Below are 24,770 nucleotides of genomic sequence, written 5' to 3' on the forward strand. Positions count from 1 at the left end.
GCGAGGGGCCGTGGTCAGCTGACCTTCGTGAGGGGTGCGTACCGGAGGAGGAGCCGCTTCTCGCCCATCGAGAAGGTCACCTTCGCGACAGTCTTGTCCCCCGAGCCCTCGAGGCCGATCACGGTGCCGTCTCCGAACGCCGTGTGGTTGACCTTGTCCCCGACCGAGACGGAGATGATCTCCTTCTGCGGCTGCACGCGGTTGGCCCGGACGGAGGCCGGCGGCGACGAGATCGCGTCGAACTGGGCGTTCCGGCTCACGCTCGCGCCCCACGAGGATCCGCCGTACCGCGACGAGAACCTGTCCCCCGCCGTCCCCACGGCGGGCGGGCGGGCGGATCCCTCGCGCTTCCACTCGACGAGCTCGGCCGGGACCTCGCCGATGAACTGGCTCGCGGGGTAGTACTCGCTCTGGCCCCACAGGCTCCGCACCTCGGACCGCGTGAGATATAGGCGCTCGCGCGCTCGCGTGAGCCCCACGTACGCGAGCCGGCGCTCCTCCGCGAGCTCCTCGGGGTCCGTCGCCGAACGACGGTGCGGGAACACGCCGTGCTCGAGGCCCGTGAGGAACACGACGGGGAACTCAAGCCCCTTGGCCGTGTGGAGAGTCATGAGCGTCACGACGCCCTGCCGCTTCGCCTCGGCGACGGCCGCCTCCACCTCGGCGGGCGACGCCCCGGGTGCGTCCGGGATCTGGTCCGCGTCGGCGACGAGGGCCACTTGCTCGAGGAACTCCGAGAGCGTCCCTTCCGGGTTGTCGCGCTCATATTCGCGGACGACGGCGACAAGCTCGGCGAGGTTCTCGACGCGCGACTCGTCCTGGGGATCAGTCGAGTTGCGCAGCGCCGCGAGGTAGCCGGTCTGCTCGAGGACGGCCTCAAGCGCCGCGACAGCGCCCGATCCCGCCGCGACAACGGCGAGGTCGTCGAGGAGCTTCACGAAGCCCACGACGGCGTTGACGGACCGCGTCGCCATCGCCGGGGCCTCGCCGGCGCGCCGCATCGCGGCCATGAAGGGGATGCGGTCCCGCTCGGCGAGCGCGGCGAGCGCGCCCTCGGCCCGATCCCCGATCCCGCGCTTCGGCTCGTTGAGCACGCGGCGGAGATTGACGTCGTCGTCCGGATTGACGAGGACGCGCAGGTAGGCGAGCGCGTCCTTGATCTCTTTGCGCTCGTAGAAGCGCGTGCCGCCGACCACCCGGTAAGGCAGGCCGACACGCATGAGGATTTCCTCGAGGCTGCGGGACTGGGCGTTCGTGCGGTAGAAGACCGCGACGTCGCCCGGCCGGTAGTCGCCGGTGTCGACGAGCCGGTCGATCTCGCCCGCGATGAACCGGGCCTCTTCGTGCTCGTTCTCGGCCGCGTAGCCGATGATCTTCTCGCCGTTGCCCTCGGCCGTCCAGAGCGTCTTCTCGGGGCGGTTGGGATTGCGCGAGATCACGGCGTTGGCGGCGGAGAGGATCGTCTGGGTCGAGCGATAGTTCTGCTCGAGCTTGATCGTGCGGGCGTCGGGGTAGTCCTTCTCGAACTCGACAATGTTGCGGATGTCCGCCCCGCGGAACGCGTAGATCGACTGGTCCGAATCGCCCACCACGGTAAGCTCCGACGCGGCGGCGCCCTCCCCGACGAGTTCCCGCACGAGCGCGTATTGCGCGTGGTTCGTGTCCTGATACTCGTCGACGAGGACATGCCGGAAGCGGCGCCGGTAACCGTCCGCGATCGCGGGGAACGCCCGGAACATGTACACGGTCTGCGCGATGAGGTCGTCGAAGTCCATCGCGTTCGACTGCCGCAGCCGCTCCGCGTACCCCCTGTAGACCTCGGCCACGCCCGACTCGAAGGGATCGTTCATGTTGGCCCGCGACGCGAAGTCGTCTGCGTCGATGAGCTCATTCTTGAGCGCAGAGATCTTGTGCTGCACGGCTTTGGGCGGGACGCGCTTGGGGTCCAGCTCGAGCCCCTTGTGGACGAGGGTGATGAGCCGCAGCGAATCGGCCGAATCGTAGATCGAGAAGTTCGAGTTGAGGCCAACCGAGGAGGCCTCGCGGCGCAGGATCCGCACGCACGACGAGTGGAACGTCGAGATCCACATGCGCTTCGCCCGGTCTCCCACGAGGCCTTCGATGCGGTCCCGCATCTCGGCGGCGGCCTTGTTCGTGAACGTGATCGCGAGGATCTCGCCGTGATGCGCGCGCCCCGTCGCGATGAGGTAGGCGATCCGGTGCGAGAGCACCCGGGTCTTCCCCGAGCCCGCGCCCGCGACGATGAGCAGCGGACTGCCGGCGTGGACGACCGCTTCGTGCTGCTGGCGGTTGAGCCCCTCGAGCAGCGCTTCCGCGGCGGCGGACGGGACGATCGCCGACGGCGGCACGTACGACGACGCCGCGCCGTCAGGATCGCTCGTGGCCCACGAGGGAGGCGCCATGCCCCCGCCCATGGACGGGTCGGCGTGGCTCATAGGGTCGCCTGGGTCCGGCTCTTCCGCTCCTCCGGGCGTGCCGGGCTTGGGCAGATCAGCATAGGGGTCGAAGAGCATCTCCATGGTGAACCCAGTTTAAGACCGCACCCCGACATTTTCGGCCCGCGCCGGCCCCTCGCCTACTCGTTTGGCTCTTCGGACCCCTGGGATTCGCCCGGCTCCCGCCGCACGCCGTAATGGTGGCCCTGGGAGTCCGTCTGGACGTCGATCCCGTCGAGCTCGTGGGATTCCTTGACGTCCTCCGGATTGTGGGTATCCGGCTGCGACTCCCTCAGGTCGCGATGATCCGCGGGTCCGTAGACGCTGCGAAGATGCCCCATGGTCCGCATGAAGCGCCCGACCTTCGTATGCGGGGTTCCCTGCTCACCTCGCGGCTCGCCGGATCCCCGATGCTCACGCACCTCGTCTTCCCGGACCTCGTCCTCAAAGGGAGTGCTGTCGTCGAGCCGCGGCTCGCCATCGGTCGTCGATTCGCCCATGGATGGTTCCCTCCTCTCAGTCCTTCTGCGCCTCAACGGTTTCGCTGCTCGCGAACACCTTGCGGGTCATCTCGAGCACGCGGTTCCTCGACGAGAGCAGCTCGACAAGGATCTTCTCGAGCCGCGACGCGACGCCCTCGTCGAGCCAATCGCGCGCGTAGATGGCGAGCGGCTCGTACGCGGCGAGCGCCCCATAGAGGACCTCGAGGGCGAGCGGGAGGACCGCGACGTCCATGATCGCGGTCTCGGTCTTGCGAAGCACCATGTGGGCCTCGTGGTCGAGGCCGTCGGCCGCATGCCCCGGCGGAACGGCGACATTCCGCTCGAGATCGGCGAACACGTCCTCGAGGATGGCCGCGTGGGCCCGTGCCTCTTCCTGCAGATCGCGCAGGAGGGCGTTGACCTCGCGACGCTGGGCGTGCTGCTCCAGGGTGCCGAGGGTCACGATCGCCCTGCGGCTCGCGCCGCGCGCGATCCCCAGGCGATAGACGAAGAGCTCATGGGCTTCGGTGAAATACTCGAACACAGCGACCTCGCTTTCCGCACTGCCGCCGCATCGGCCAGAGCCTCAGGCTCTAACGACATGCTGTCCGTGCCGGGCAGTGCCTGAGTCAATTTTCCCGCGCCGCAGAGGGGCGGGCAATGGCTCGGGGCGCCGAGCGGGGAAGCAGCTCTTGCCGCGCCGCCGCTCAGGCCTCGACGTCCCGATGCTGTTCGGCGACATCTGCCGGGTCGGCTTCCGGGACAACGACCTCTTCGCTGTCGATGAAGCCATCCTCTTCGTCCCACACCGGAAGGTCCGGCTCCACCGAATAGTCGAGTGACGGGTCCTCGTCCTCGTTGAGGCTGTGAACCGGGTCCTGACCTTCGACGCTGACCATCGTGTCCTCCTTGGATGAGGCCTCGCGGGTGTCCCTCAGGATCCCTCCAGCACAGCACCGCGGAGAGGGCAGGTCAAGGGCTCCTGCGCCTCAGACCGGGCGGCGCCTCACGCGAAATGCACTTCGGCGAGGGCCTCGAGGATCTCGCCCACCGCCGTCGTCCCTCCCGCGGCAAACCACGTGAGGCCGTTGACCACGACCGTCCCTGTTGCGCCGCCCGCGGCCTCCACGATCGCCTTGCCCGGCAGCCAGTCCCACTGGGGGCACGAGTGCTGGAACCATGCGCCGATCTCGCCCTCGGCGACGCGGGCCAGATCGCACGAGCCCGAGCCGAGGATCCGGATCGACGCCGCCTTGACCGCCGCGTTGTGCCACGGCATCGCAGAGAGCGGCTGCGCAAGCCACTTGGGCTGGATCGACGTCGCCGTGCCGAGGAGCGCGAGCTCTAGGTCCTCAGGGCCGGCGAGCGGCGTGCCGTTGAGCGTCGCGGGAGTGCCGGAACCGCCGACCCACAGCTTGCCTTCCTGGGGCTGATAGATCGCGCCGAGCTCGACGGCGGGGTCCGCCTCGCTCGAATCGGCCTCGCCCCGCAGCGCGATCGCCGAGCACCAATAGCGCGAACCAGCGAAGAAGTTGTACGTCCCGTCCACGGGATCGATGACCCATGTGCGCCCCGAGGCCGAGGGAACCGACGCGCCCTCCTCGCCGAACACGCCGTCGTCGGGCCGGCAGCGCGCCAGCTGGTCGACGACGTACGCCTCCGCGGCCTTGTCCGCGGCCGTCACGATGTCGGAGACGGAGGTCTTCCGCTCGGCGGAGAGGCCTTCCGTGCGCATGCGCAGCGCGAGGCCGCCCGCGTTGCGCACGAGCGCGGCGGCGAGGGCAGAGTCGTCGAGGGCGGGATCGAGGGCAAGATCGTCGGTCAGCTCAGGCACACACCAAGCCTAAAGCGTGTCGAACAATTGGCCTTGTCGAGGCGTTTGAGGATGGGGCGGAGTTGGCCTGGGACGATCACGGTCTCGATCCCTGCCGCTGCGGCGGCTTCGGCGACGATTTGGCCGGTGTAGCCCTTGTCGAGGCGTCGATAGCCTCGGCGGTTCGCTTGGGCCTCCTCGCAGCGTGGACGACGCGGGAACCAGCGACCGGGGCAGCAGCCTGACCAACGGACGCCCGAGAAGGGCGCTGCCGAACGAATTGTTCGACAGGCTTTAGCGATAATGAAGGTATGTCCAAGACCCCCGCCCAGCGTGCGCGCAAGCATGGCGAGCGCGCCGCCGTCGCCCCGTCCGGGCGCACCTCGCTGCCCGAGCCGTCGAAGCGGAAGGCGCAGCCGGGCGAGGGGAATCCCAAGCTCATCGTCATCGCCGCACTCGGCGCGACCGTGTTCATGTTCTGGTACTTCCATCTGCTCACGCTCGCCCAGATGACCCAGCTCTCCAACGGCCTCGCGATGCCCGATTCGATGCTCGCGGGCTTCCCGCCCGCCTATATCGAGCAGCTTCGGGCGGCTATGAACGGGGACGCGCTCGGCCAGCTCAGCTACGTGCACAAGACGGCGGGCACGATCTTCGCGCTCGCGTTCGGCCTCACGTTCGCGCTCGTCGCGGGGATGCTCCTGCGGCGGCGTGCCGCGCGCTGGGCGGGCTTCGCTCTTGTCGCCGCGTTCGTCGTCGTCCGTGTGGGGAGCTACGTCGCGATCGACGGCGCGCTCGGCAGCCAGCCGCTCAGCGCGGGGCAGGCAGTGCTCGCCTCGGTGCTCGTCGTCGTCGGCTGGGTGCTCTTCGCCGTCGTGCTCCTCGGCGCCGCCGCGCTCGGCGTGCTCACGTGGCGCGCGCGGCAGCGGCCGCCCGCTCGCGCCTGACCGCTGCCCGCGTGCGCCGCGCGCCGGTCGCGATGACGCCGCCCATCACGACCATCCCGAGCGTGATCGGGTAGACGATTCCGCGCTCGAGCGTCCCCGGGAACGGGACGGCGAGGCGGGTGACGACGAGGATCACGGTCGAGGCGCCAGCGACGACGCCGAGGGCCACGAGCACCCATCCCGCGCGCGTGCGCCGCCGCCACTGGACGCCGAGGAGCACAAGCGCCGCCGAGCCGCTCACGAAATAGGCGAGCGCCCCCGCCCCGTGGAGCCACCCTAGGACGTCCTCCTGCACGAGCCCCACGGCGATGAGCCCGACGCCGCCGACGCCGAACAGGATGCGCACCGCGAGCGCGACGAGATGCCCGCGCCGCACGGCGGGGTGCCGGCGTGCCGCCGCACCCCCGATCGCGGCGGCGAGCCGCTCGTGGGCCTGCACAGCGGTCCTGTGCGCCGCGACGCGGAGGACGGTCGTCGAAATGAGCAGGGCCGCGATGATCAGCCCGACGCCTTGGAGGACGAACGAGCCGTCCATGAGCCAGTTGAGCGGCGAGCACACGTAACGGCCGTTGTGGACGGCGCAATGGGCCGCCCCGAGGTCACTGATGACGTTCGTCGCGTAGCTGTAGGCCTCGTACCCGGCCCACGCAATCGCGGCCGCCGCCTCGGCCACGATGTACTGGATGACGCTCACAGCGGACCACGCGCCAAGATAGTGGCGGATGTCGGCCGGGGCGGGGTACGGGTTCCGGGAGCGCACGAGCCCAGCGTAGCGAGCGCACCGCGCCAGGCCCGTGCGAATCGGGCGTTGCGAACGGATATGCTTGAGAGCGTGCCCGGCACGCCGGGCGGGCCCCCGTAGCTCAGTAGGATAGAGCGGCCCTCTCCTAAAGGGCAGGCCATCGGTTCGATTCCGGTCGGGGGCACTTGTCGTATCCGGTCCCAGTTCTGCGCGCGTATCTCCGCGGCGAGTGGACGGTCGAACGCACGATGCTCGACCGCTCGTCCGGCGAGCGCGGCAGCTTCTCCGGCGTCGTGGTGTTCAAGGACGCAGACGACGGCGCCCTCCTCCAGCACGAAGAGGGCACCGTCCGCTGGGGTGCTCATGTGGGGCCCGCAACGCGCTCCTATGTGTGGCGGCCGGGCCCCTCCCCCGAGGCCATGGACGTGTTCTTCCCCGACGGGCGCTTCTTCCATTCGGTGCGGCTCGCCGGCCCAAGAGCCGCCGGCGAACCCGGCTCGCACGCGGCGCATTGGTGCGAACCGGACACGTACCGCGTGGCCTATGTGCCCGTGGGCCCCGACGAGCTCCGCTACGAATGGGATGTCACGGGACCCGCGAAGGACCTGCTCCTCTCCACGACGCTGCGCCGCAGAGCCACCTGAACGCCTGGCCCCTTTAACGCCTGGCCGCCTCCCGCCCGACGAGTGGCCAGCTTTCGCTCAGAGACCCTTGTTGTAGACGTCCAGGCCGAAGCGGTTGAGCCCGGGCGTGTTCGCGTACCCGAGGTGCGGGAGGCCGTACAGGTCCTCGATGCTCGCGAGCAGGCTGTAGTGGTTGTACGAGGTCGTCGACCACGTCCCGCCCGCCGTGAACGGCGACAGCACGAGGGCACCGACGCGGCCACCGCCGAGGCCGGTGAGCCCCGGGAGCGGCGCGTTCGGGCCGGGGCCCTCGCCGCAGCACGCACTCGCGTCGCCGCTTGCGACGTCGGCCTCGTCGAACGTGATGACAAGGATCCCGTCCTGCTGGAACGCGGGCGAGCCCGTGATGACCGGAACCCACTGCTTGAGCCACGCGTCGGCCGAGACAAGCCCGCCCGGCTCCCCGTTGACGCACGGCGAATCGTGGCCGTCGTGGCACAGGTTCGGCGTGATGAAGGAGACGCTCGGGGTCGTCGCGACGGAGGCGAGGTCGCCGCTCATGGCGGAGAGGTCGACGTCGTTCGCGGCACACGCAGGCGAGCCCGTGATGCTCGCGAAGTACACGAACGGGTTGTGCCGGGCCGCGTACTGGTCGCCGACCTTGGCCTTCTGCGTGTCGTCGACCGCGCCGAGCTGAGGGTGGCGGCATGGCGTGCCCATGTCCTCCATGTAGCCCTTCCAGATCTTCCCCGCTGCGGTGAGCTGATCGGCAACCGTCTGCACGCCCGTCGGGTAGACGCACCCGCTCCCGACAGCCTGGCCGGGCGCCACCGTGCCGGTCTGGACGAACGGGCTGTAGACCTGGCAGTCGCCCTGGGTCTGGCTGTTCGGCCCCTGGCCGGAGATCTCCGCGATGTAGTTGTCGAGCGAGTTGTGCCCGATCCCGTAGTAGCTGTTGAGCAGGACACCCTGCGCGCGGAGCGTCTGGGAGAGATATGGCGCGGCCGAGTTCGCGCCCCACGTCGTGTCGAAGCCCTCGTTCTCGAGGTTGATGACGAAGACGTGGGCGCTCGGCGGCAGGTAGCGGGGCGCGGCGTCGTCGGCCTTGGCCTGGCCGAGCCCGCCGCGCACGAGCACGACGGCGGCGAGCGCGAGCACGGCGAGGGCCGCGAGGACGACGGCGAGGGGCCGGCGGCGTGCCACGGCGGCGAGTTGGCTTCGGGTCATGGGAGCTTCCATCCTTCCGCAATGGCCTTGTCCTTGAGCGGGTGCCATTCGTCCTCGGGGTCCCCGCCGGGCAGCGGCGTACACGCCGGACCGGCGACGAACGGCGGAACGATGTACTTCGGCGCCGAGAGATTCGGGCCGCTCGCGAAGTCGAGCACCTCGGCGATGTTGCTCGCGTTCGCGTCCCGCGGCGTGAGCGCCGGGAGGCCCCAGCGCCATTCGATCGCCTTGAGGACCGAGGTGTGGTCGTAGACGCCCGAGGCGACGGCGCCCCGCCGCGCGTATGGCGAGACCACGAGGGCCGGCACGCGGAAGCCGCGCTGCGCCGTCGTCGTGCTCACGTCGGGGGCCACGCCGGGGGCGACGTGGTCGTAGAAGCCGCCCCACTCGTCGAAGTTGACCACGAGGAGGGTGCGCGACCATGCGGGGGACGTCGTCACGGCGCTATAGACCTCGTTGAGGAACAGCTCGCCCGAGCGGACGTCGGCGTGCGGGTGGTCGTCGCCCGAGGTGCCCGAGCCCTCGTCCATGAACCGCGGATCCACGAAGCTCACCGAGGGAAGGGTTCCCGCCGCGCAATCGCTCAGGAACTGCGAATACGGGGCCGAGATCGGGAGGTACTTCGTTCCCCAGAGGGCGAGGAATGGGACGTCCGAGAAGTAGTACCGGCCCGAGACGCCCGCCGCAGCGAGGCTGTCCCAGATGGTCGGCATGGTCGCGGTGGCGGTCGAGTTGTGGATGCGGTCCGTCTGGGCCGCGTGCTGGTAGAAGCGGTTCGGATACGTCTCGGCCATGACGGCGGCGAAGTAGTTGTCGCACACGGTCCACGCCGGCGCAGCCTGGGCCCAGAACGCGAGGTCCGAGGACGTGTAGTAGCCGATCGAGAATGGGTCGTTGTCGCCCGCCCGGAGCCAGCCGTCGCACTTGCCGTTGTTGAACTCGATCCTTCCGCCCTCGTAGGAGTGGTCGGGATCGGGATGGCTGCACCCCTGGTAGTCCGAGAGGTGATAGGTCCCATGCTGGATGCCGTAGCGGTCGGTGTAGGTGAGCCCGTCCTGCTTGCCGTTGGCGCCGGGGAGCCAGCCGAGGAAGTGGTCGAACGAGCGGTTCTCCATCATCACGACGACGAGATGGTCGATCCCCGACGTGGCGGGGGTGGGCAGGGCCGTGGGGACGACGCCGCGGGCGTCGGCCTGCGGCAAGGCACCCGGAAGTGCGGCGGCGCTGACAGCTGCCAGCGCTGTGGCCGAGAGGAAACTGCGGCGGGGGATGGTCACGACCCACTAAGTTACCCAACGGTAGGCCGCAAAACTCCCGATGTTCCCAAGAGTTCAGCCGGACGTCGCCCAATTCCCAGCGAACGCCCAGACGCCGTTCCTGCGTCAGCGGCGCGCCGACTCGAGCGCGGGGATCACGTGGTCCGTGAGGAGCGGTGCGAGGTCGCCGGGCAGTTCGGCGTCGAGATCGAGCCACCGCAGCTCGGCGATCTCCGCGGACGCACTGATCTCCGCGGGATCGTGCACGCCCGGCGCGCTGAAGACGGTCGCGTCGATGACGCTGCCCGCCTCGTTCGCGGCCTGCGCGACCCAGAATCCCATGAGTTCGAGATCGTCCGGCGCGACGCGGATGCCGACTTCCTCGGCGAGCTCGCGGCTCGCAGCCTCGGCCGCGGTCTCGCCGGGCTCGGGCTTCCCTCCCGGATGCATGAACCGGTCGGTGCCGCGCTTGCGCACCGTGAGGAGGCGTCCTTCGGGCGAGAAGACGCAGACGGCGGAGACGACGATGCGGGGAGTCACGCTTCGAGCCTAGCCTCTCGCGGGCGGCGCCTCGGAGCGCGTCCGGCCGGACCCCCGGCTCGACGCTCAGCTCGCGAGGTCCGCCCCGGCATCCTCGGCCACGGCGACGGCCTCAGCGAACTGGGTGTTGTAGAGCTCCGCGTAGCGTCCCCCGGCTGCGAGCAGCGCGAGGTGGGTTCCCTGTTCGACGATTCGCCCGCCTTCGACGACGAGGATCTGGTCCGCGGCCCGGACCGTCGAGAGCCGGTGCGCGATGACGAGCGCGGTGCGGCCCTCAAGCGCCTCGGTGAGCGCAGCCTGCACCGCGGCCTCGTTGGTCGAGTCGAGCGATGCGGTCGCCTCATCGAGGATGACGACGCGCGGCTGGGCGAGCAGGAGCCGTGCGATGGTGAGCCGCTGCCGCTCGCCGCCGGAAAGCCGGTAGCCCCGGTCCCCCACGACGGTCTCGAGCCCGTCCGGAAGAGCGCGGACCATGGACTCGAGGCGCGCACGCCGCAGCGCGTCCCACAGCTCGCCGTCGCTCGCGCCCGGGCGCGCGAGCCGAAGGTTCGAACCGATCGACTCGTGGAAGAGGTGCCCATCCTGCGTGACCATCCCGACGGTCTCGCGGAGCGAGGCGAATGTCGTCTCGCGCACGTCCGTGCCGCCGATGCGCACCGAGCCCGAGTCGACGTCGTAGAGCCTCGCGATGAGCTGCGCGGTCGTCGACTTGCCGGCTCCCGACGAGCCGACGAGCGCGACCGTCTGCCCGGGCTCGACGCGGAAGGAGAGCCCGTGCAGGACCTCCTCGCCGCCCCGCGCGTCGAGCACGGCGACCTCCTCGAGGGACGCGAGCGAGACCTTGTCCGCGGACGGGTACGAGAACCGCACGTCGTCGAACTCGACAGAGACAGGGCCCCCGGGCAGCGGCCGCGCGTCGTCCTTCTCCCGGATGAGCGGCACGAGGTCGAGGACCTCGAAGACCCGCTCGAAGCTCACGAGCGCGCTCATGACGTCCACGCGCGCGTTTGAGAGCGAGGTGATCGGCGCGTAGAGCTTGGTCAGCAGGAGGGCGAGGACGACGACGTCGCCCGCCGCCATCGAGCCGCTCACCGCAAGCCAGCCGCCAACTCCGTAGACGAGCGCGAGCGCAAGCGACGACACGAGCGTGAGGGACGTCAGGAATCCGAAGGCGAGCACGGCGCTCCGCACGCCGATATCCCGCACCGCCTTGGCCTTGAGCGCGAACTCCGCCGACTCGTCCCCAGGGCGCCCGAAGAGCTTGATGAGCGTCGCGCCCGGCGCGGAGAAGCGCTCCGTCATCTGATTCCCCATGGCCGCGTTGTACGTTGCGGCCTCGCGGCGCATGGCCGCGATCTTGAGGCCCATCCGCCGGGCCGGAAGCAGGAACAGCGGCAGGAGGAGCAGGGAGAGGAGCGTCACGAGCCACGACTTCTGCACCATGACCGCGACCGTCAGGACGAGCGAGACACTGTTGCCCACGATCCCGCTCAGGGTCCCCGCGAACGCCGACTGCGCCCCGATGACGTCGTTGTTGAGCCGGCTCACGAGCGCGCCCGTGCGCGTGCGCATGAAGAACGCGACTGGCATCTTCTGCACGTGGTCGAACACCGCGCGGCGCAGATCGAGGATGACGCCCTCGCCGATGACCGAGGAGAGCCACCGCGCCACGAGGCTGATGGCGGCGTCGGCGATCGCGAGGAGCGCGATGAGCACCGCGAGGAACGCGACAGGCCCGAGGCCTGATCTGGCCACGATCGCGTCGATGACCTGCCCTGCGAGGACGGGTGTCGCGACCGACGTGACGGCGCCGAGGATCGAGACGAGCACGAAGACGAGAAGCCGCCAGCGGTAGGGTTTCGCGAATGCGAGGACGCGCTTGAGGGTTGCCCTGTTGAAGGGATTCGGCCCTTCGTTGGCCTTCCCCATCGCGTGCATGTAGCCCCATGCGGCCCGGTCCATGCTCATGTGCGCACACCGCCTTCCGTGCCTGTAAGGATAGGCGTGGGGTCCGACAATTCGAGCCGGGGTTCACCGTGGGCTGACGCCTCGGGGCAGCAGCCCGAACGGCCCACAACAGGCCCAGAACGTGAACGCCCGCTGGCTCGCGATTGGGGGGTGCGCGAGCCAGCGGGCTTAGAAACAGCATAGACCACTGTGTCCGGGTCGTAAAATCAAGGCGACCAACACGCCGTCCGCCACCGCACCGTCCGAGAAGGGAGGGCACGAATGTCCGTCTCCGCAGTCGCCTTCCGGCACTGGATCAGCGAAGTGGCCCCCGGCGCGAGCACAGCGGACGTGTGCCGCCTTTCGGGCGTCAAGCGCAGCACGCTCGCCCAGCAGCTCGTGCGCGGCAAGGTGGCAGAGTCGACGGTCGTCGCCGTCGCCCGCGCCTATGGCCGCAATCCCGTCCTCGGCCTCGCCGAATTCGAGCCGTACCGTGAGCTCGCGGCGAGCGTCGCCCCGCCGACCGACGCCGAAATCCTGAGCCAGACTCCCACCGCGCGCCTCCTCGCCGAACTCCTCGCGCGGGTCGGCGGCGGCCTCGGCCACGCGGCCGCCGCGGGCGAGGAAGGCTCCGCGGTCCGCCAATGGGTCGAGGCGATCGACGACGGCGAGCTCCGCCAGCGCGTGAGCGCGGCCGCTGGGATCGCGCCGCAGAACTATTCGGCCCAGCTGAGCGCGAATCGGCTCGCGCCCGAGCTCGCGGTCCGCACGGCGCGCGAAGCGGGAGTCGGCCTGCGGAATGGGCTCGTCGTGACGGGGCTCGTGACCGCGGCCGAGGCGGGCTGGCCGCCGTCGGCCGTTGAGGACGCGCTCGTACGGCTGAGCGATGCCGAGCTCGCGTTCCTCGCGTCCGAGCGGCTCGCGACCCTCGCCCGGGCGCTCAAGCGCCAGGAGCACGAGGACCGAGCGGTCCAAAGGGCCTGGGACCACCTCGCATGACGTGGCTCGCATGGGCCACGTTCTCCATCGCCGCACTGCTCGCTGCGGCCCGCCTCTCGGACGCGATCCGGGGGCGCGGCAGGGCCCTCTTCGCGATCTTCGCGCTCATGGCCATCGCGATCCTGCTGAGCATCCAGGGGCCCTACCTCGCGCTTGACGCGCTGCTCGGCGGCCGGAACTTCGCGAATCTCGTCATCAGGTTCACGCTTTTCGGCCTCGCCCTGCTCCTCGCACAGCGGGTCGCGGCGGCCTTCGGCGCCCATCGCGCCACGAAGATCCTCACGGGCCCTTGGGGCCTCGGCGCCTTCGCAGCCTGCTCGGCCGCGCTCATGGCCTCTTTCGTCCTCGCGGGCCCCGGGCCGTCGCAGGTCGGGTTCGCGGGCCAGAACGCCTGGTGGACGGCTGCGTACGGGACGATCGGCCGCCTGTATCCCACGTTCACGGGGATCGTGCTCCTTCCGTCCCTCGCGAAAGCCGCAGCGTCCAGCGGGCGCGCCTCGCTCCGGATCGCCGCCGGGCTGCTTGGCGCGGGCTACGCCATGCTCGCCGCCACGAACGTCATCACGGTTCTCCCGCCCGAGGCGCTCGCCGTCGCGCAGCTGCTCAACTACGGGACGATCCTGCTCGTGTTCGCGGGCCTCACCCTCGTGTGGGCGTCGTCGCTCATTGTCCGCCTCAAGGATGAGCGACCCTCATCCCTAGGACGTAAAAAGTCCACACATTAGAGGAACAGGTTCACAATTTCATTACCCTGTGCCAGAATCACGAATGTGTGAACACGACCTGTCAGGGGGATGGGCGGTTCTTCATTGGGGGGATGAGTGGTGGTGGCCTCCGGGCGACCACCACTCAGCCATGTCAGGGGGCTTTGCGGGTGGGGGCCCCGCTCACCGCTCGCGCCGGAATCGCAGCGTCACGAGCTGGAACGGCCGGAGCACCATGAGCGCCGTCCCGCCGGCCCCGAGCTCGATCTCCGCGCCCACTGAGGCGTCCTCGGAAGCGAACGGCCGCTCGAGCAGATCCACAGACTCCACCCCAGCCGCCGCGAACCGCGGCGACACGGCCACGGACACGCGTTCGCCGAGGGATTCGTAGAGCCGCACGATGACATCCCCCGAACCGTCCTCCGCGAGCTTGACCGCCTCGACGACGGCGGCGGGATGGTTGACGACGACGAGCGGCTCGGAAGCGCGAGCCCCGCGCACGATGCGCGGCTCGAGGTTCGTCCGGTAGCCCTCCTCGACCGCGTCGGCGATCGATGCCCTCGGCCGCACGGTGACCACGAATTCGTGCCGCCCCTGATCCGTCTCGGGATCCGGGTACAGGGGTGCCTTGAGCAGCGAAAGCCGCAGCGTCGTCGTCGTGCCCCCGTCGGCGCGCACGGCCCTCGTGACGTCGTGCCCATAGGTCGACGAATTGGTGACGGCCACGCCGTAGGATCCCTCCCCCACGTGGACCCAGCGGTGCGCGCAGGTTTCGAAGCGCGCCCAGTCCCAGGACGTGTTCGTCGCAATCGGCCGGAACACGTGGCCGAACTGGATCTCGGACGCCGCGCGCTCGGCGCGGACGTCGAGCGGGAACCCGAGCTTGAGCAGCTTCTCGCGCTCGTGCCAGTCGACCGCGGTCTCGATCCTGAGCGACTCGGCGCCCGGCGCGAGGACAAGCCGCTGCGTGACGGTGGACGCTCCGAACGACCGCCGGACCTCTACCGCCGCCGCGCCCCCGGGGGCCGCGACCGCCTCGACGGAGACCACGTCCGTGAGCTGGGTGACGTTCCGCCGATAGAACGGGTCAAGGTCCCACGAGTCCCACTCGTTCGGCGTGTCCCGGTGGAGCTCGAGGAGGTTCCCGGCGGCGCCGGGGGCAATCGCCTCTCGCCCGCTCGCGGCGTCGCGGAGCGAGACGAGGAGGCCCCGCGCGTCGATCTCCGCCCGCACGAGGCCGTTGCCGAGCACCCAGTGGTGGGCCGCGCCGTCGTCCGCATTCCGGAGCTCGGCGCGCGTCGTGGGCCGCGCAGGACGGACGACGGCGCCGACCCCCAGCGCCGGCACCCCCGCCCGCGCATGGGGAGCGGCGTTGAGCACAAGCTCCACGTCGCCCTGGCCGGCCACGGCGCCCGCGGCCCGCCCAATGATCTCCTCGAGCTCGCGCTCGACGGCCGCGTAGTTGCGCTCGGCGTCGCGGTGCACCCACGCGATCGAGCTTCCGGGCAGGATGTCGTGGAACTGCTGGAGCAGCACGACTCGCCAGATCCGCTTGAGCTCCTCGGCCGGGTACGGGACGCCCTCGCGGACCGTCGCCGTCGCACACCACAGCTCGGCCTCGCGGAGGAGGTGCTCGCAGCGCCGGTTGCCCCGCTTCGTGCCTGCCTGCGATGTGTACGTTCCGCGATGCTTCTCGAGGTACATCTCCCCGGCCCACACGGGCGGGTCGGCGTACTCGGCCGCCGCCGCGGCGAAGAACTCGCGCGGGACGCCGAGCTCGACGCGCGGCGAACCCTCGAGGTCCCTCGCCCGGCGGGCCGCGGCGAGCATCTCGCGGGTCGGGCCGCCGCCGCCGTCGCCGTAGCCGAACGGGACGAGGCCGATGCTCGAGCGGCCCTTGTCGCGGAAGTTCTTCTCGGTGTACGCGAGCTCGGCGGCCGTGAGCTCGGAGTTGTAGGTGTCCCCGGGCGGGAAGTGCGTGAAGACGCGGCTCCCGTCGAGCCCCTCCCACAGGAAGCTGTGGTGCGGAATCCGGTTCGTCTGGTTCCACGACGTCTTCTGGGTCAGGAAGTAGCGCTCCCCCGCTGCTCGCACGATCTGCGGGAGCGCGGCGGAGTAGCCGAAGGAGTCCGGAAGCCAGCACTCTTCGCATTCGACGCCGAGTTCCTCGAGGAAGAAGCGCTTGCCCTCGACGAACTGGCGGGCCATGGCTTCGCCACCGGGCATGTTCCCGTCCGCCTCGACCCACATCCCGCCGACGGGAACGAAGCGGCCCTCCGCGACCTTCTCCTTGATGCGCTCGAACAGCTCGGGGTACCCCGCCTGGATCCACGCGAGCTGCTGCGCCGAGGAGCACGAGAACGTGAGCTCGGGGTCGTCGTCCATGAGGGACACGACGTTGGAGAACGTACGGGCACATTTGCGCATCGTCTCGCGCACGGGCCACAGCCATGCGGAGTCGATGTGGGCGTGCCCGGTTGCGACGAGACGCAGCGCGCTCGCGTTCGCGGGGGCCGCGAGCGCGGCCTTGACGGCCTCCCGCCCGGCCGCGATCGTGCCGGGAACGTCGTCCGGGTCGACGACGTCGCACAGGCGCTCGAGCGCGCGGAGGATGTCGTAGCGACGCGGCCGGTCCATCGGCAGCTCATGCATGAGGCCGCGGAGGCTCAGGACATCTTGGAGCAGTTCCCACGCCTCGACGTTCCGCTCGGCGAGCACAATGCGGCCCAGCCGGTACAGCGGCTCGCGGCTCGCCGTCGCCGGATCGCCTTGCCGGGTGGGGATGAACTGCCAGCCCTGCGTCATGTCCGGGTTGGCGGCCGCCTCGACATAGAAGACGACGGCGGGGCCCCCGCCGAGGGCGCCGAGGGGGATGTAGCGGTTGCGCGGGTTCACGGCCTTGAGGGGAATCCCGTCCGCCGTCCAGGCCTGCCCCTCGCACTGGAACCCCGGGAGTTGGCCCGTGAAGCCGAGGTCGATGACAGCTTCGACCGCGAAGCCGTCCTCGCCCCATCCTTCGGGGACTTCTCCCGAGAGCCTCAGCCAAGTGGTTCCCCATGCCGGCCCCCAGGCCTCGCCCTCGGACGCACGAGCGTACTCCTGCGCGAGGGCCTCGGTGACGGGCACGGGCTCCCCCGGCACGTCCCAGCGTTCGACCACGAGTGGAGTGGTTCGCCGATAGACGGCAGGTTCGAGGCGGTCTCGCACGAACCTGTCGATGCGGGCCTCGGTGATGAGCCGGTCGTCGTGCACGGATCCTCCGATCGATCAAATCGTTTGACTAATGCGCTCTCACCAAGTTACTCCTCCGTACCGCGAGACGGGAAGCGTTTGCCAGCAGCCTTGCCTTCCCGGCGCCCGGCCATCTCCGACTAACCCTTGGCCAGGTCTCGACCAACCCTTGGCCATGTCTCGACCAACCCTTGGCCAAGTCTCGACCAACCCTTGGCCATGTCTCGACCAACCCTTGGCCAAGTCTCGACCAACCCTTGGCCATGTCTCGACCAACCCTTGGCCAATGGCCACGCGTCGGCGGGAGGTGGCCACGCGTCGGCGGGAGGTGGCCACGCGTCGGCGGGAGGTGGCCACGCGTCGGGAAGATATGGCCAGGCGTGGGTCAGGAGAGGAGGCGCTCGTGCCCCGCGTACACGTTGAACCCCGTCCCGCGGCTGAAGCCCACGAGGGTCACCCCGGACTCCTCGGCGAGCTCGACGGCGAGGGACGACGGCGCGCTCACGGCGGCGAGCACGGGGATCCCCGCCATCGCGGCCTTCTGCACGAGTTCGAACGACGCGCGCCCCGAAACCTGCAGCACCGTCCCCTCGAGCGGCAGGAGCCCCGAGCGCAGCGCCCAGCCGACCACCTTGTCCACCGCATTGTGCCGCCCGACGTCCTCCCGCAGGCACAGGAGCTCGGCCGAGGTCCCGCCGTCGCCCACCCGGAAGAGCCCCGCCGCGTGGACGCCCCCGGTCTTCTCGAAGAGCGCCTGGGCCTCCCGCAGGCGAGCGGGCAGCCCGGCGACGAGCTCGGGAAGGAGCCGCACGCCGTCGTCGGCCGGGCTGTGGTGACCCGCACGCCGCACGGACTCGATCGAGTCCGTGCCGCAGATCCCGCACGAGCTCGACGTGTAGACGTTGCGGCCCGTCTCCGGAAGCGCGACGTCCGGGCGCAGCTGTGCCTGCACGACATTGAACGTCTGGAGACCGTCCGCGTCCTCTCCCCCGCAGAACCGCTCGGACACGAGCTGGCCGGGCTCCCAGACGACGCCCTCGGAGACGAGGAAGCCGGCGACGAGATCGAAATCGTCGCCCGGCGTGCGCATTGTGACGCTGTACGTGAGAGCCCCGCCTGGCGTCGCGAGCCGAATCTCCAACGGCTCCTCGACCGCGAGCACGTCTTCCTTGTTGCGCACGCGGTGTTCGCTGTCGAGGACGTACTTGTGCACCTTGCGGCGCTGGCTCAGCCGGCCCATGTCTGCCTCCTCTGGAGTGTCATCCCGCGTGCGGCACGAAGCGCACGGTGAGGGCCTTGAAGCCCGGTGTGTTGGACTCGCGCGCCACGAGGTCGCGATGCACGAGGGCGTTCGCCTCGGGGAAGTACGCTGCGGCGCAGCCCCGCGCGGTCGGATAGCCGACGAGACGGAAGCGATCCGCGCGCCGCTCCTCCCCGCGGAACACGCTCACGACGTCCACGAGCTCGCGGTCCGCGAAGCCGAGGTCCTCGAGGTCCGCGGGATGCACGAGGATGACGCGGCGGCCGTCGGAGATGCCCCGGTAGCGGTCATCCTGGCCGTAGAACGTCGTGTTGTACTGGTCGTGGCTCCGCACGGTCTGGAGGATGAGGTGGCCCGGCGGGGCCTCGAGGTACTCGAGCGGACTCACGGTGAACTGTGCACGCCCCACATCGGTGGCGAACGTGCGCGTGTCCCGCGGCGGGTTCGGCAGCTGGAACCCGTTCTTCTGCCGCACGCGGCCGTTGAAATCCTCGAAGCCCGGGATGACGCGGGAGATGTGCTCGCGGATCACGTCGTAATCCTCGGCCATCGCGCGCCAGTCCACGGGGTGCCCCCCGCCCAGCACCGCGGCCGCCATGCGGGCCACGATGACGGGCTCCGCGAGGAGGTGCTCCGAGACCGGCTCGAGCCGCCCCTGCGTCGAGTGGACCATGGACATCGAGTCCTCGACCGAGAGGAACTGCCGCCCCGACGCGTGCTTGTCGTCGCGGTCGGTGCGGCCGAGCGTCGGGAGGATGAGAGACGTCCGTCCATGGACGATGTGCGAGCGATTCGGCTTCGTCGAGATGTGCACCGTGAGGCCCGCCCGCCGCATCCCGGCCTCAAGCGCCTCGGTGTCCGAATTCGCCTGAGCGAAGTTGCCGCCGAGCGCCACGAAGACATCAATCTCATCGCGCTCGAACGCGTGCAGGGCCTCGGTCGAGTCGAAGCCATGCCCGCGCGGCGAGACGATCCCGAACTCGGCGTCGAGCGCCGCGAGGAACCCCTCCTGGGGCTTCTCCCAGATGCCCATCGTGCGGTCGCCCTGCACGTTCGAGTGCCCGCGCACGGGGCATGCGCCCGCGCCCGGCTTCCCGAAGTTCCCCTGGAGAAGGAGCACGTTGACGATTTCGCGGATCGTGTCCACCGAATGCGGCTGCTGCGTGAGCCCGAGGGCCCAGCACATGATCGTGGCCTTCGACGCGGCGAGCAGTTTCGCGACCGCCGCGATCTCGAGCCGGGAGAGACCCGTGGCCCGCTCGGTCTCGTCCCAGTCGATCGACGCGCGAGCCGCGGCGTAGGCGTCGAAGCCCTCCGTCTGCGCGTCGACGAATGCGCGGTCGACGACGGTGCCCGGTGCCCGCCGCTCCTCCTCGAGGAGCAGATGGCCGAGCGCCTGGAACAGGGCGAGGTCGCCGCCGACCTTGATCTGGAGGAACTCGTCCGAGATCGTCGCGCCCTCGCCGACGTAGCCCGAGAGCTGCTGGGGATCCTTGAAATGCAGGAGCCCGGCCTCGGGCAGCGGATTGACGGCGACGACCTTCCCGCCGCGATCACGGCACTCCTTGAGCGCCGAGAGCATGCGGGGGTGGTTCGTTCCGGGGTTCTGGCCGACGACGAACACGAGCTGCGCGTCGTGGATGTCCTCGAGCGAGACCGTGCCCTTGCCGATGCCGATCGTCGGGTTCAGCGCCGAGCCGGACGACTCGTGGCACATGTTCGAGCAGTCAGGGAGGTTATTGGTCCCGAGGCTGCGCGCGAAGAGCTGGTACATGAACGCCGTCTCGTTCGCGGTGCGGCCGGACGTGTAGAACACGCAGCGCTCGGGCGTCGTCGCGTTGACGTGCTCGGCAACGAGGTCGAACGCGTCACCCCACGAGATGCGGCGATAGCGGTCGTCGCCTGGGCGGAGCACGACCGGCTCGGTGATGCGCCCCTGCTTGCTGAGCCAGTAGTCCGTCTTGTCCTCGAGGGATTCGATCGGGTGCGCGTCCCACCACTCGGGGGTCACGGTGTGGACCGTGGCCTCCTCGGCGACGGCCTTGGCGCCGTTCTCGCAGAACTCGGCGGCTTTGCGATGCCCGTTGGGCTCGGGCCACGCGCAGCCGGGGCAGTCGAAGCCGCCCCGCTGGTTGATCCGCACGAGCGAACGGGCCGTGCGGAGGGGCCCGGCCTGCTCGAATCCGCGCTGGAGCGCGACGGCGACGGCCGTGAGGCCCGCCGCGGAGGTCTCGGGATGGCCGACTCGCAGGGCGTCTTCGTCGATGTCCTTCATGCGCGGCCCGATCCGTCTGACTCACAACTCATGGGTCCATCCTGCCCCTCGCGGCGTGGCATTTCGAGCCCGGCCCGGGATCGCGCGGTCGAGCGAGGCCTCACGCATCGAGGCCGCTCCAGTCCACGGGCTCCTTCGACGCCACCGTGCGGCGCTTCGGCTTGCCCGGGGTCTTCGCGGCGGCAGGCTCGGCGAGCGGCCGGCCCCACGGCAGCGGGAACGCCTCGACGGGCTCGCCGAGTTCGACGCCGTGCGGCGGGATCACCATGACGCCGTCCGCCCGCGCGAGCCCGCGCAGCATGCCGGAGCCGCTCGCGCCAGCCGGCGACGCCATGCCGTACATACGTCGGAACGGAACGAGGCGGGTTCGCTTGAGCTCGGGTTCGAAGACGGCGCCGGAGGGAAGTTCGACGGCGGCGAGCGGCGCGCGTCCGGACATCGCCGCGAGCAGCGGCTCCGCGACGGCGAGGAAGCCCATGACGGCCGCGAGGGGGTTCCCGGGGAGGCCGACGAAGAAGCGCCCGTCCGGGAGTTCCGCGAGGACCGTCGGATGGCCCGGCCGCATCGAGACGCCGTCGACGACGAGCCGCCCCCCGAGCTCGGCAACGATCTCGCGCAGATGGTCCGACTCACCCTTGCCCGTTCCGCCCGTCGTGATGACGACGTCGGCCGGACCCTCGGCGAGCGCCGCGCGAGGCGCGGTGTCCACCGCTGCCGAGGCGCCGCCGTCGTCCGCTAGGGCGGCGCGCCACTCCGCAAGGTCGTCGCCGATCTTGCGCTCCTCCACGAGGACTCCGCCGAACCCGTCAACGAGCGGCGGGATGAGGAAGCTGAATACGTCACGCACGCGGCCCGGCTCGGGCAGCCCCGATTCCACCACTTCAGAGCCCGTTCGGACGAGCCGCACGAGCGGCCGCCCCTCGACGGGGAGGGCGTCGAAGCCTGCGATCGCGGCGAGCGCGAGCTGCGCCGGGCCGAGCAACGTGCCCGCGGGCAGGAGGAGGTCTCCGGGCTGGGCCTCCTCGCCGCCGGGCCGGATATCCGCGCCGCCCGAGGGCGCACCGGGCGGCGCCGCGGGGCTCAGGCGGAGGTGAGGAAGGCCGTCGTCGTCCGGCGCGATCTCGCCGTGCTCGCGGCGGAGGACGGCCCGGGTCCCCGGAGGCAGCGCGCCGCCGGTCACGATGGGGCTCGCCTGGTGGGCCGAGAGCGATTCGCCCGCCTCGACAAGGATCCAGGGCCCTGTCCCGCTCACGGCCCAGCCGTCCATCGCAGACGAGGAGTAATGCGGCATGGGCGAGGACGCGAGGAGGTCCTCGGCGAGGACGCGCCCGGCGCACCGCGCGAGCGGAACGCGGGCCGCCGGGATCCGCGAGCCGGCCGCCGCTGCAGCCGCGCGGGCCTCCGACCACGAGTGGTGCAGGGAGTGCGGCGCGCTCGGGGCGCCGCCCGTCATTCCCCCGTCCCAGCCTGCTCGGCCCGGGACTTCGCGAGGCGGCGGGCGACGTCGATCGCCGACTCCATCGCGGCCTTAGCGGTGGTCTGCCCGCTTCCGGCGGCGTAGCCCGCGGCGTAGGCGGCGAGGAAGGTCGTGAGCGGTGCGGCCGGGCGGACGATCGCGTGCGCGGCCACCCCCGCAAGGCCGAGGACGGCGTCGATGTCCACCTCGAGGCCCTCGAGTTCGAGCGCCGCGCCGAGCTCGTCGTTCCACGCGCGCAGGACCGCGTCGACGTCGGACTTCCCGCCCTCCGCGCTGGCCGGCTGGGCGGCGTTCCCCGAATCGGGGGCTGGCTCGGACATCTCGGGCTCCTCGGCTGTGCTCGGCGTGCCCGGACCCTCCGGGCGTCGAATGCCCCAGCGCTCCGCAGCAGGCCACGTGTCGACATCGTCCACGAGACCCGAGGGAAGCCGCAGGGGCTGCACAGCCAGCCTAGCAATGAGGTGCTTCACAGGGCGGTCCGCGAGACCCCCATGTGACGCGAGTTCCCCGAGGGCCCGCTCGAGGGGAGCACGGCGATACAGGCCGAGCAGCGGCTGGAGCCGCCCGTCGTCGTCCTCGGCCAGGAACGCGTCGACGTCATGCTCTGCCGCTTCCGCCGTGAGCCGCGTGAGAGCTTCCGCGGCGCGCGGCACGTCGACCGCGAGCACCGCGACCCACGGAGGCGCCCCCGCGGCCGGCCGCCCCGCCCCGAGCGCCGCGACCCCGGCGCCGAGGGCCGCGACGGGCCCCCCGAACCGCGGTTCCTCGAGCACAAAGAGAACGTCGCTCCGCGCGCTCTCGCGTACGCCGCCGCCCGTACCCACGCCCCGAGGGCCGACGACGACGGCGCGCCCCGCCCCGGCGACGGCCGCGAGGGCGCGCTCGAGGAGCGTCGATCCGTCGAACACGAGCAGCGGCTTCGGGAAGCCGCCGAGCCGGCTCGAGCGGCCGCCCGCGAGGATGACGGCATCGAACGCCAGGCTGGCCGCCCCGCGCCCGGGCGTGTCTCCGTTCAGGCCGCCGACTCCGGGGCGAGGAACGGACTCCACTGGGCCACGGGCTTCTCGAGTTCCTTGATCTGCCACACCGTCCCGATGGGCGGCTGAGGTGTGAAACGGAGCTTCCAGCCCATCTCGGCCGGCGTGTGATCGCCCTTGACGTTGTTGCAGCGGAGGCAGCACGCCACGAGGTTCTCCCAGCTGTCCGCACCGCCGCGGGACTTCGGGAGCACGTGGTCGATCGTGTGGGCTGTCTTGCTGCAGTACGCGCACTGATGCCCGTCCCGTCGCAGCACGCCGCGTCGGCTGACGCTCGCAGTGTGGGTGCGGCGGGGTCTGATGTATCTGTTGAGCAGGATGACGGACGGGCGTCCGAGCACATCACGAGGACCGACGACCGGATCGTCGTCTTCCACCACGATGCTCGCCTTCCCGGCGAGGACAAGCACGAGCGCCCGGCGGAAGCTGACAACCGCCAGTGGTTCGTATCCGGCATTCAAGACGAGTGTGCGCATGCGCGTTCCTCTTCACGGCCGCACCCGGTCAGGGGCACAGGGCCGGCTGCCCTGTGCGTGGCCGGGCTGATCGACACTCTTAGAGTACTGAACGTCTTCGCAGTTCCACGAACGGAGGGTCTCTCCGGCGCAACGTGTACGCGATTATTCACCCGCCGGACACCTCGCGAAACAACGCAGCGCCCCTCCCGGAGGGGAGAGGCGCTGCGCTGAGCGTTGGTGCGGGCTGATCAGCCGCCGACGCGGATGAAGACCGGGCCGGAGCCGACGTTCACGCTGTAGAGAACAGTGTTGCTGCCGTTCCAACCACCGTGGACGGCCATGCCGTTGCCGACGTACACGGCGATGTGGGCCATGCCCATGCCGCCGTTCTGGTAGTAGGCGAGGTCGCCCGGCTGAGCCTCAGCGGCGCTCACCTGACGGCCGAGCGAGAGGTAGCCCGCCGGCCAGCCGTGGTAGTAGATGCCGACCGCGGCGAGCGCGTTCGTCACGAGGGCGGTGCAGTCCTGGTGCACGCCGAGCTGCGCGTACGCGGCAGCGGCGATCGCGGCGCCCATGCCGCTCGAAGCCACCGGCTTCGCGGCAGCCGGGGCGGCAGCAGTGTTGGTGGATGCCGTGCGGACCGTGTTGCTGACGGTCTGCACCGGGGCCGGGGCGGCCTGCGACTCGACGGCGGGGCGCTCGAAGCTGACCTGAGCGCCGGCGTCAGCGGCAACGTTGGACTCGACGGCCGTCTGGACCTCGAGGGCGGTGGGGGCGGAAGCGTCACGCTGCGTGGGGATTTCCGCAGCGTTCGCGGCAACGCCGCTCGTGAGCACAAGGCCGGACGCGGCAGCAAGGACCGCAGCCTGACGGCCCACGCCACTGGCGTTCTCGGTCACAGCCTTGGCAATGACGGCGATGGAGGAGGTGTTCTCGGCGCGGTGCCGAGCGATTCCAGCGCGAGTGGACATCTCGGGTGTTTCTCTCTTTCGTCGCCGCGCACCACGGGGTATCGGTACGCGGTTGAGGGAGCGGCCACTGGGGGAAAGCCGCACGAGCCTCACGGTCAGGGGTCAGCGGAGCGTGTAGAAGGCGGAGCTTTCGGTGTGGGTCGACTTCGCCTTCTGTGACGTGTCCATGCGGTGGGCGCGGACGGCGTCGGAGAGGACCGAGGCATGGCCGCCAGCCTGACGGCTGACGATGCCTGCGTTACCCGACGCAGCCTGCACAGCAGCGATCAAGCTGCTGCGGACCAGCGCGGCCCGGTGACGCGCAATGACGTTGCGTGACGACAC

22 protein-coding genes and 1 tRNA gene are annotated in these 24,770 nt (G+C 70.4%); 5 read left to right on the top strand and 18 right to left on the bottom strand.

Annotated features, from left to right (window positions below):
• Window positions 1-14: 14 nt before the first annotated feature.
• From pcrA to SPF06_RS05395, 5 genes are all read right to left on the bottom strand, one after another.
• Window positions 15-2,534, bottom strand: coding sequence for a DNA helicase PcrA (gene pcrA, locus SPF06_RS05375; RefSeq protein ID WP_428985714.1), 2,520 nt, complete (start codon window positions 2,532-2,534; stop codon window positions 15-17).
• Between the two features lie 62 nt (window positions 2,535-2,596).
• A complete protein-coding gene (locus SPF06_RS05380) occupies window positions 2,597-2,956 on the bottom strand; it encodes a hypothetical protein (RefSeq protein WP_323277935.1) in 360 nt (119 codons plus the stop codon).
• A 16-nt stretch (window positions 2,957-2,972) separates the two neighbouring features.
• Window positions 2,973-3,482, bottom strand: a complete 510-nt coding sequence (locus tag SPF06_RS05385) for a DUF892 family protein (protein ID WP_323277936.1) — start codon at window positions 3,480-3,482, stop codon at window positions 2,973-2,975.
• A gap of 163 nt (window positions 3,483-3,645) precedes the next feature.
• Complete coding sequence (locus tag SPF06_RS05390) at window positions 3,646-3,837, bottom strand: hypothetical protein (protein WP_323277937.1); 192 nt, start codon at window positions 3,835-3,837, stop codon at window positions 3,646-3,648.
• Window positions 3,838-3,944: 107 nt separating this feature from the next.
• The gene (locus SPF06_RS05395) at window positions 3,945-4,763 is read right to left on the bottom strand and encodes an inositol monophosphatase family protein (RefSeq protein ID WP_323278024.1); all 819 of its coding nucleotides are present in this window, start codon (window positions 4,761-4,763) and stop codon (window positions 3,945-3,947) included.
• Window positions 4,764-5,062: 299 nt separating this feature from the next.
• Here SPF06_RS05395 and SPF06_RS05400 point away from each other — a divergent pair, with 299 nt between their 5' ends.
• Complete coding sequence (locus tag SPF06_RS05400; RefSeq protein ID WP_323277938.1) at window positions 5,063-5,698, top strand: hypothetical protein; 636 nt, start codon at window positions 5,063-5,065, stop codon at window positions 5,696-5,698.
• Here SPF06_RS05400 and SPF06_RS05405 read toward each other — a convergent pair.
• Window positions 5,658-6,458, bottom strand: coding sequence for a DUF998 domain-containing protein (locus SPF06_RS05405; protein ID WP_323277939.1), 801 nt, complete (start codon window positions 6,456-6,458; stop codon window positions 5,658-5,660). The genes SPF06_RS05400 and SPF06_RS05405 overlap by 41 nt on opposite strands.
• 92 nt (window positions 6,459-6,550) lie before the next feature.
• Here SPF06_RS05405 and SPF06_RS05410 point away from each other — a divergent pair.
• Both SPF06_RS05410 and SPF06_RS05415 read left to right on the top strand, forming a co-directional pair.
• Window positions 6,551-6,624: transfer RNA gene (locus SPF06_RS05410), tRNA-Arg, on the top strand.
• Between the two features lies 1 nt (window position 6,625).
• Complete coding sequence (locus SPF06_RS05415; RefSeq protein WP_323277940.1) at window positions 6,626-7,084, top strand: DUF6314 family protein; 459 nt, start codon at window positions 6,626-6,628, stop codon at window positions 7,082-7,084.
• A gap of 57 nt (window positions 7,085-7,141) precedes the next feature.
• Here the strand turns inward: SPF06_RS05415 and SPF06_RS05420 are convergent, their stop codons facing one another.
• The 4 genes from SPF06_RS05420 to SPF06_RS05435 all read right to left on the bottom strand — a co-directional run bounded on the left by SPF06_RS05420 (window position 7,142) and on the right by SPF06_RS05435 (window position 12,054).
• Window positions 7,142-8,290 carry an alkaline phosphatase family protein gene (locus SPF06_RS05420; RefSeq protein WP_323277941.1) on the bottom strand — a complete coding sequence of 383 codons (1,149 nt, stop codon included), beginning with the start codon at window positions 8,288-8,290 and terminating at the stop codon, window positions 7,142-7,144.
• On the bottom strand, window positions 8,287-9,567 hold the full coding sequence (locus tag SPF06_RS05425) for an alkaline phosphatase family protein (protein WP_323277942.1): 1,281 nt from the start codon (window positions 9,565-9,567) through the stop codon (window positions 8,287-8,289). The genes SPF06_RS05420 and SPF06_RS05425 overlap by 4 nt, the downstream gene beginning before the upstream one ends.
• A gap of 105 nt (window positions 9,568-9,672) precedes the next feature.
• Complete coding sequence (locus SPF06_RS05430; protein ID WP_323277943.1) at window positions 9,673-10,086, bottom strand: NUDIX hydrolase; 414 nt, start codon at window positions 10,084-10,086, stop codon at window positions 9,673-9,675.
• A gap of 66 nt (window positions 10,087-10,152) precedes the next feature.
• Window positions 10,153-12,054, bottom strand: coding sequence for an ABC transporter ATP-binding protein (locus SPF06_RS05435; protein WP_323277944.1), 1,902 nt, complete (start codon window positions 12,052-12,054; stop codon window positions 10,153-10,155).
• A gap of 261 nt (window positions 12,055-12,315) precedes the next feature.
• Here SPF06_RS05435 and SPF06_RS05440 point away from each other — a divergent pair, with 261 nt between their 5' ends.
• Window positions 12,316-13,032 carry a hypothetical protein gene (locus tag SPF06_RS05440; protein WP_323277945.1) on the top strand — a complete coding sequence of 239 codons (717 nt, stop codon included), beginning with the start codon at window positions 12,316-12,318 and terminating at the stop codon, window positions 13,030-13,032.
• On the top strand, window positions 13,029-13,757 hold the full coding sequence (locus tag SPF06_RS05445; protein ID WP_323277946.1) for a hypothetical protein: 729 nt from the start codon (window positions 13,029-13,031) through the stop codon (window positions 13,755-13,757). Before SPF06_RS05440 ends, SPF06_RS05445 begins: the two co-directional genes overlap by 4 nt.
• A gap of 162 nt (window positions 13,758-13,919) precedes the next feature.
• Here the strand turns inward: SPF06_RS05445 and SPF06_RS05450 are convergent, their stop codons facing one another.
• From SPF06_RS05450 to SPF06_RS05485, 8 genes are all read right to left on the bottom strand, one after another.
• Entirely contained in the window at window positions 13,920-16,988 is a 3,069-nt protein-coding gene (locus SPF06_RS05450; protein ID WP_323277947.1) for an alpha-mannosidase, read from the bottom strand.
• 364 nt (window positions 16,989-17,352) lie between these two features.
• Window positions 17,353-18,207, bottom strand: coding sequence for a formate dehydrogenase accessory sulfurtransferase FdhD (gene fdhD / locus SPF06_RS05455; RefSeq protein WP_323277948.1), 855 nt, complete (start codon window positions 18,205-18,207; stop codon window positions 17,353-17,355).
• A gap of 19 nt (window positions 18,208-18,226) precedes the next feature.
• Window positions 18,227-20,503: an FdhF/YdeP family oxidoreductase gene (locus SPF06_RS05460; RefSeq protein WP_323277949.1), complete on the bottom strand. Its 2,277-nt coding sequence runs from the start codon at window positions 20,501-20,503 to the stop codon at window positions 18,227-18,229.
• A 100-nt stretch (window positions 20,504-20,603) separates the two neighbouring features.
• On the bottom strand, window positions 20,604-21,956 hold the full coding sequence (locus SPF06_RS05465) for a molybdopterin molybdotransferase MoeA (RefSeq protein WP_323277950.1): 1,353 nt from the start codon (window positions 21,954-21,956) through the stop codon (window positions 20,604-20,606).
• Window positions 21,953-23,029, bottom strand: coding sequence for an NTP transferase domain-containing protein (locus SPF06_RS05470; RefSeq protein ID WP_323277951.1), 1,077 nt, complete (start codon window positions 23,027-23,029; stop codon window positions 21,953-21,955). Before SPF06_RS05470 ends, SPF06_RS05465 begins: the two co-directional genes overlap by 4 nt.
• The gene (locus SPF06_RS05475) at window positions 22,993-23,493 is read right to left on the bottom strand and encodes an HNH endonuclease (protein ID WP_323277952.1); all 501 of its coding nucleotides are present in this window, start codon (window positions 23,491-23,493) and stop codon (window positions 22,993-22,995) included. Before SPF06_RS05475 ends, SPF06_RS05470 begins: the two co-directional genes overlap by 37 nt.
• A gap of 230 nt (window positions 23,494-23,723) precedes the next feature.
• Window positions 23,724-24,446: an NlpC/P60 family protein gene (locus SPF06_RS05480; RefSeq protein ID WP_323277953.1), complete on the bottom strand. Its 723-nt coding sequence runs from the start codon at window positions 24,444-24,446 to the stop codon at window positions 23,724-23,726.
• A 102-nt stretch (window positions 24,447-24,548) separates the two neighbouring features.
• Entirely contained in the window at window positions 24,549-24,770 is a 222-nt protein-coding gene (locus SPF06_RS05485; RefSeq protein ID WP_323277954.1) for a hypothetical protein, read from the bottom strand.

Origin of the sequence: Sinomonas terricola, from assembly GCF_034931225.1 — a bacterium.
GTDB classification, from domain to species: Bacteria; Actinomycetota; Actinomycetes; order Actinomycetales; family Micrococcaceae; genus Sinomonas; species Sinomonas terricola.

What these genes read in the sequence shown, in the direction of transcription:
- SPF06_RS05480 (WP_323277953.1), bottom strand. Translation starts at nt 24,446, where the DNA reads ATGTCCACTCGCGCTGGAATCGCTCGGCACCGCGCCGAGAACACCTCC.
- SPF06_RS05445 (WP_323277946.1), top strand. Translation starts at nt 13,029, where the DNA reads ATGACGTGGCTCGCATGGGCCACGTTCTCCATCGCCGCACTGCTCGCT.
- SPF06_RS05400 (WP_323277938.1), top strand. Translation starts at nt 5,063, where the DNA reads ATGTCCAAGACCCCCGCCCAGCGTGCGCGCAAGCATGGCGAGCGCGCC.
- SPF06_RS05390 (WP_323277937.1), bottom strand. Translation starts at nt 3,837, where the DNA reads ATGGTCAGCGTCGAAGGTCAGGACCCGGTTCACAGCCTCAACGAGGAC.
- SPF06_RS05465 (WP_323277950.1), bottom strand. Translation starts at nt 21,956, where the DNA reads ATGACGGGCGGCGCCCCGAGCGCGCCGCACTCCCTGCACCACTCGTGG.
- fdhD (WP_323277948.1), bottom strand. Translation starts at nt 18,207, where the DNA reads ATGGGCCGGCTGAGCCAGCGCCGCAAGGTGCACAAGTACGTCCTCGAC.
- SPF06_RS05440 (WP_323277945.1), top strand. Translation starts at nt 12,316, where the DNA reads ATGTCCGTCTCCGCAGTCGCCTTCCGGCACTGGATCAGCGAAGTGGCC.
- SPF06_RS05475 (WP_323277952.1), bottom strand. Translation starts at nt 23,493, where the DNA reads ATGCGCACACTCGTCTTGAATGCCGGATACGAACCACTGGCGGTTGTC.
- SPF06_RS05380 (WP_323277935.1), bottom strand. Translation starts at nt 2,956, where the DNA reads ATGGGCGAATCGACGACCGATGGCGAGCCGCGGCTCGACGACAGCACT.
- SPF06_RS05420 (WP_323277941.1), bottom strand. Translation starts at nt 8,290, where the DNA reads ATGACCCGAAGCCAACTCGCCGCCGTGGCACGCCGCCGGCCCCTCGCC.
- SPF06_RS05460 (WP_323277949.1), bottom strand. Translation starts at nt 20,503, where the DNA reads ATGAAGGACATCGACGAAGACGCCCTGCGAGTCGGCCATCCCGAGACC.
- pcrA (WP_428985714.1), bottom strand. Translation starts at nt 2,534, where the DNA reads ATGCTCTTCGACCCCTATGCTGATCTGCCCAAGCCCGGCACGCCCGGA.
- SPF06_RS05435 (WP_323277944.1), bottom strand. Translation starts at nt 12,054, where the DNA reads ATGAGCATGGACCGGGCCGCATGGGGCTACATGCACGCGATGGGGAAG.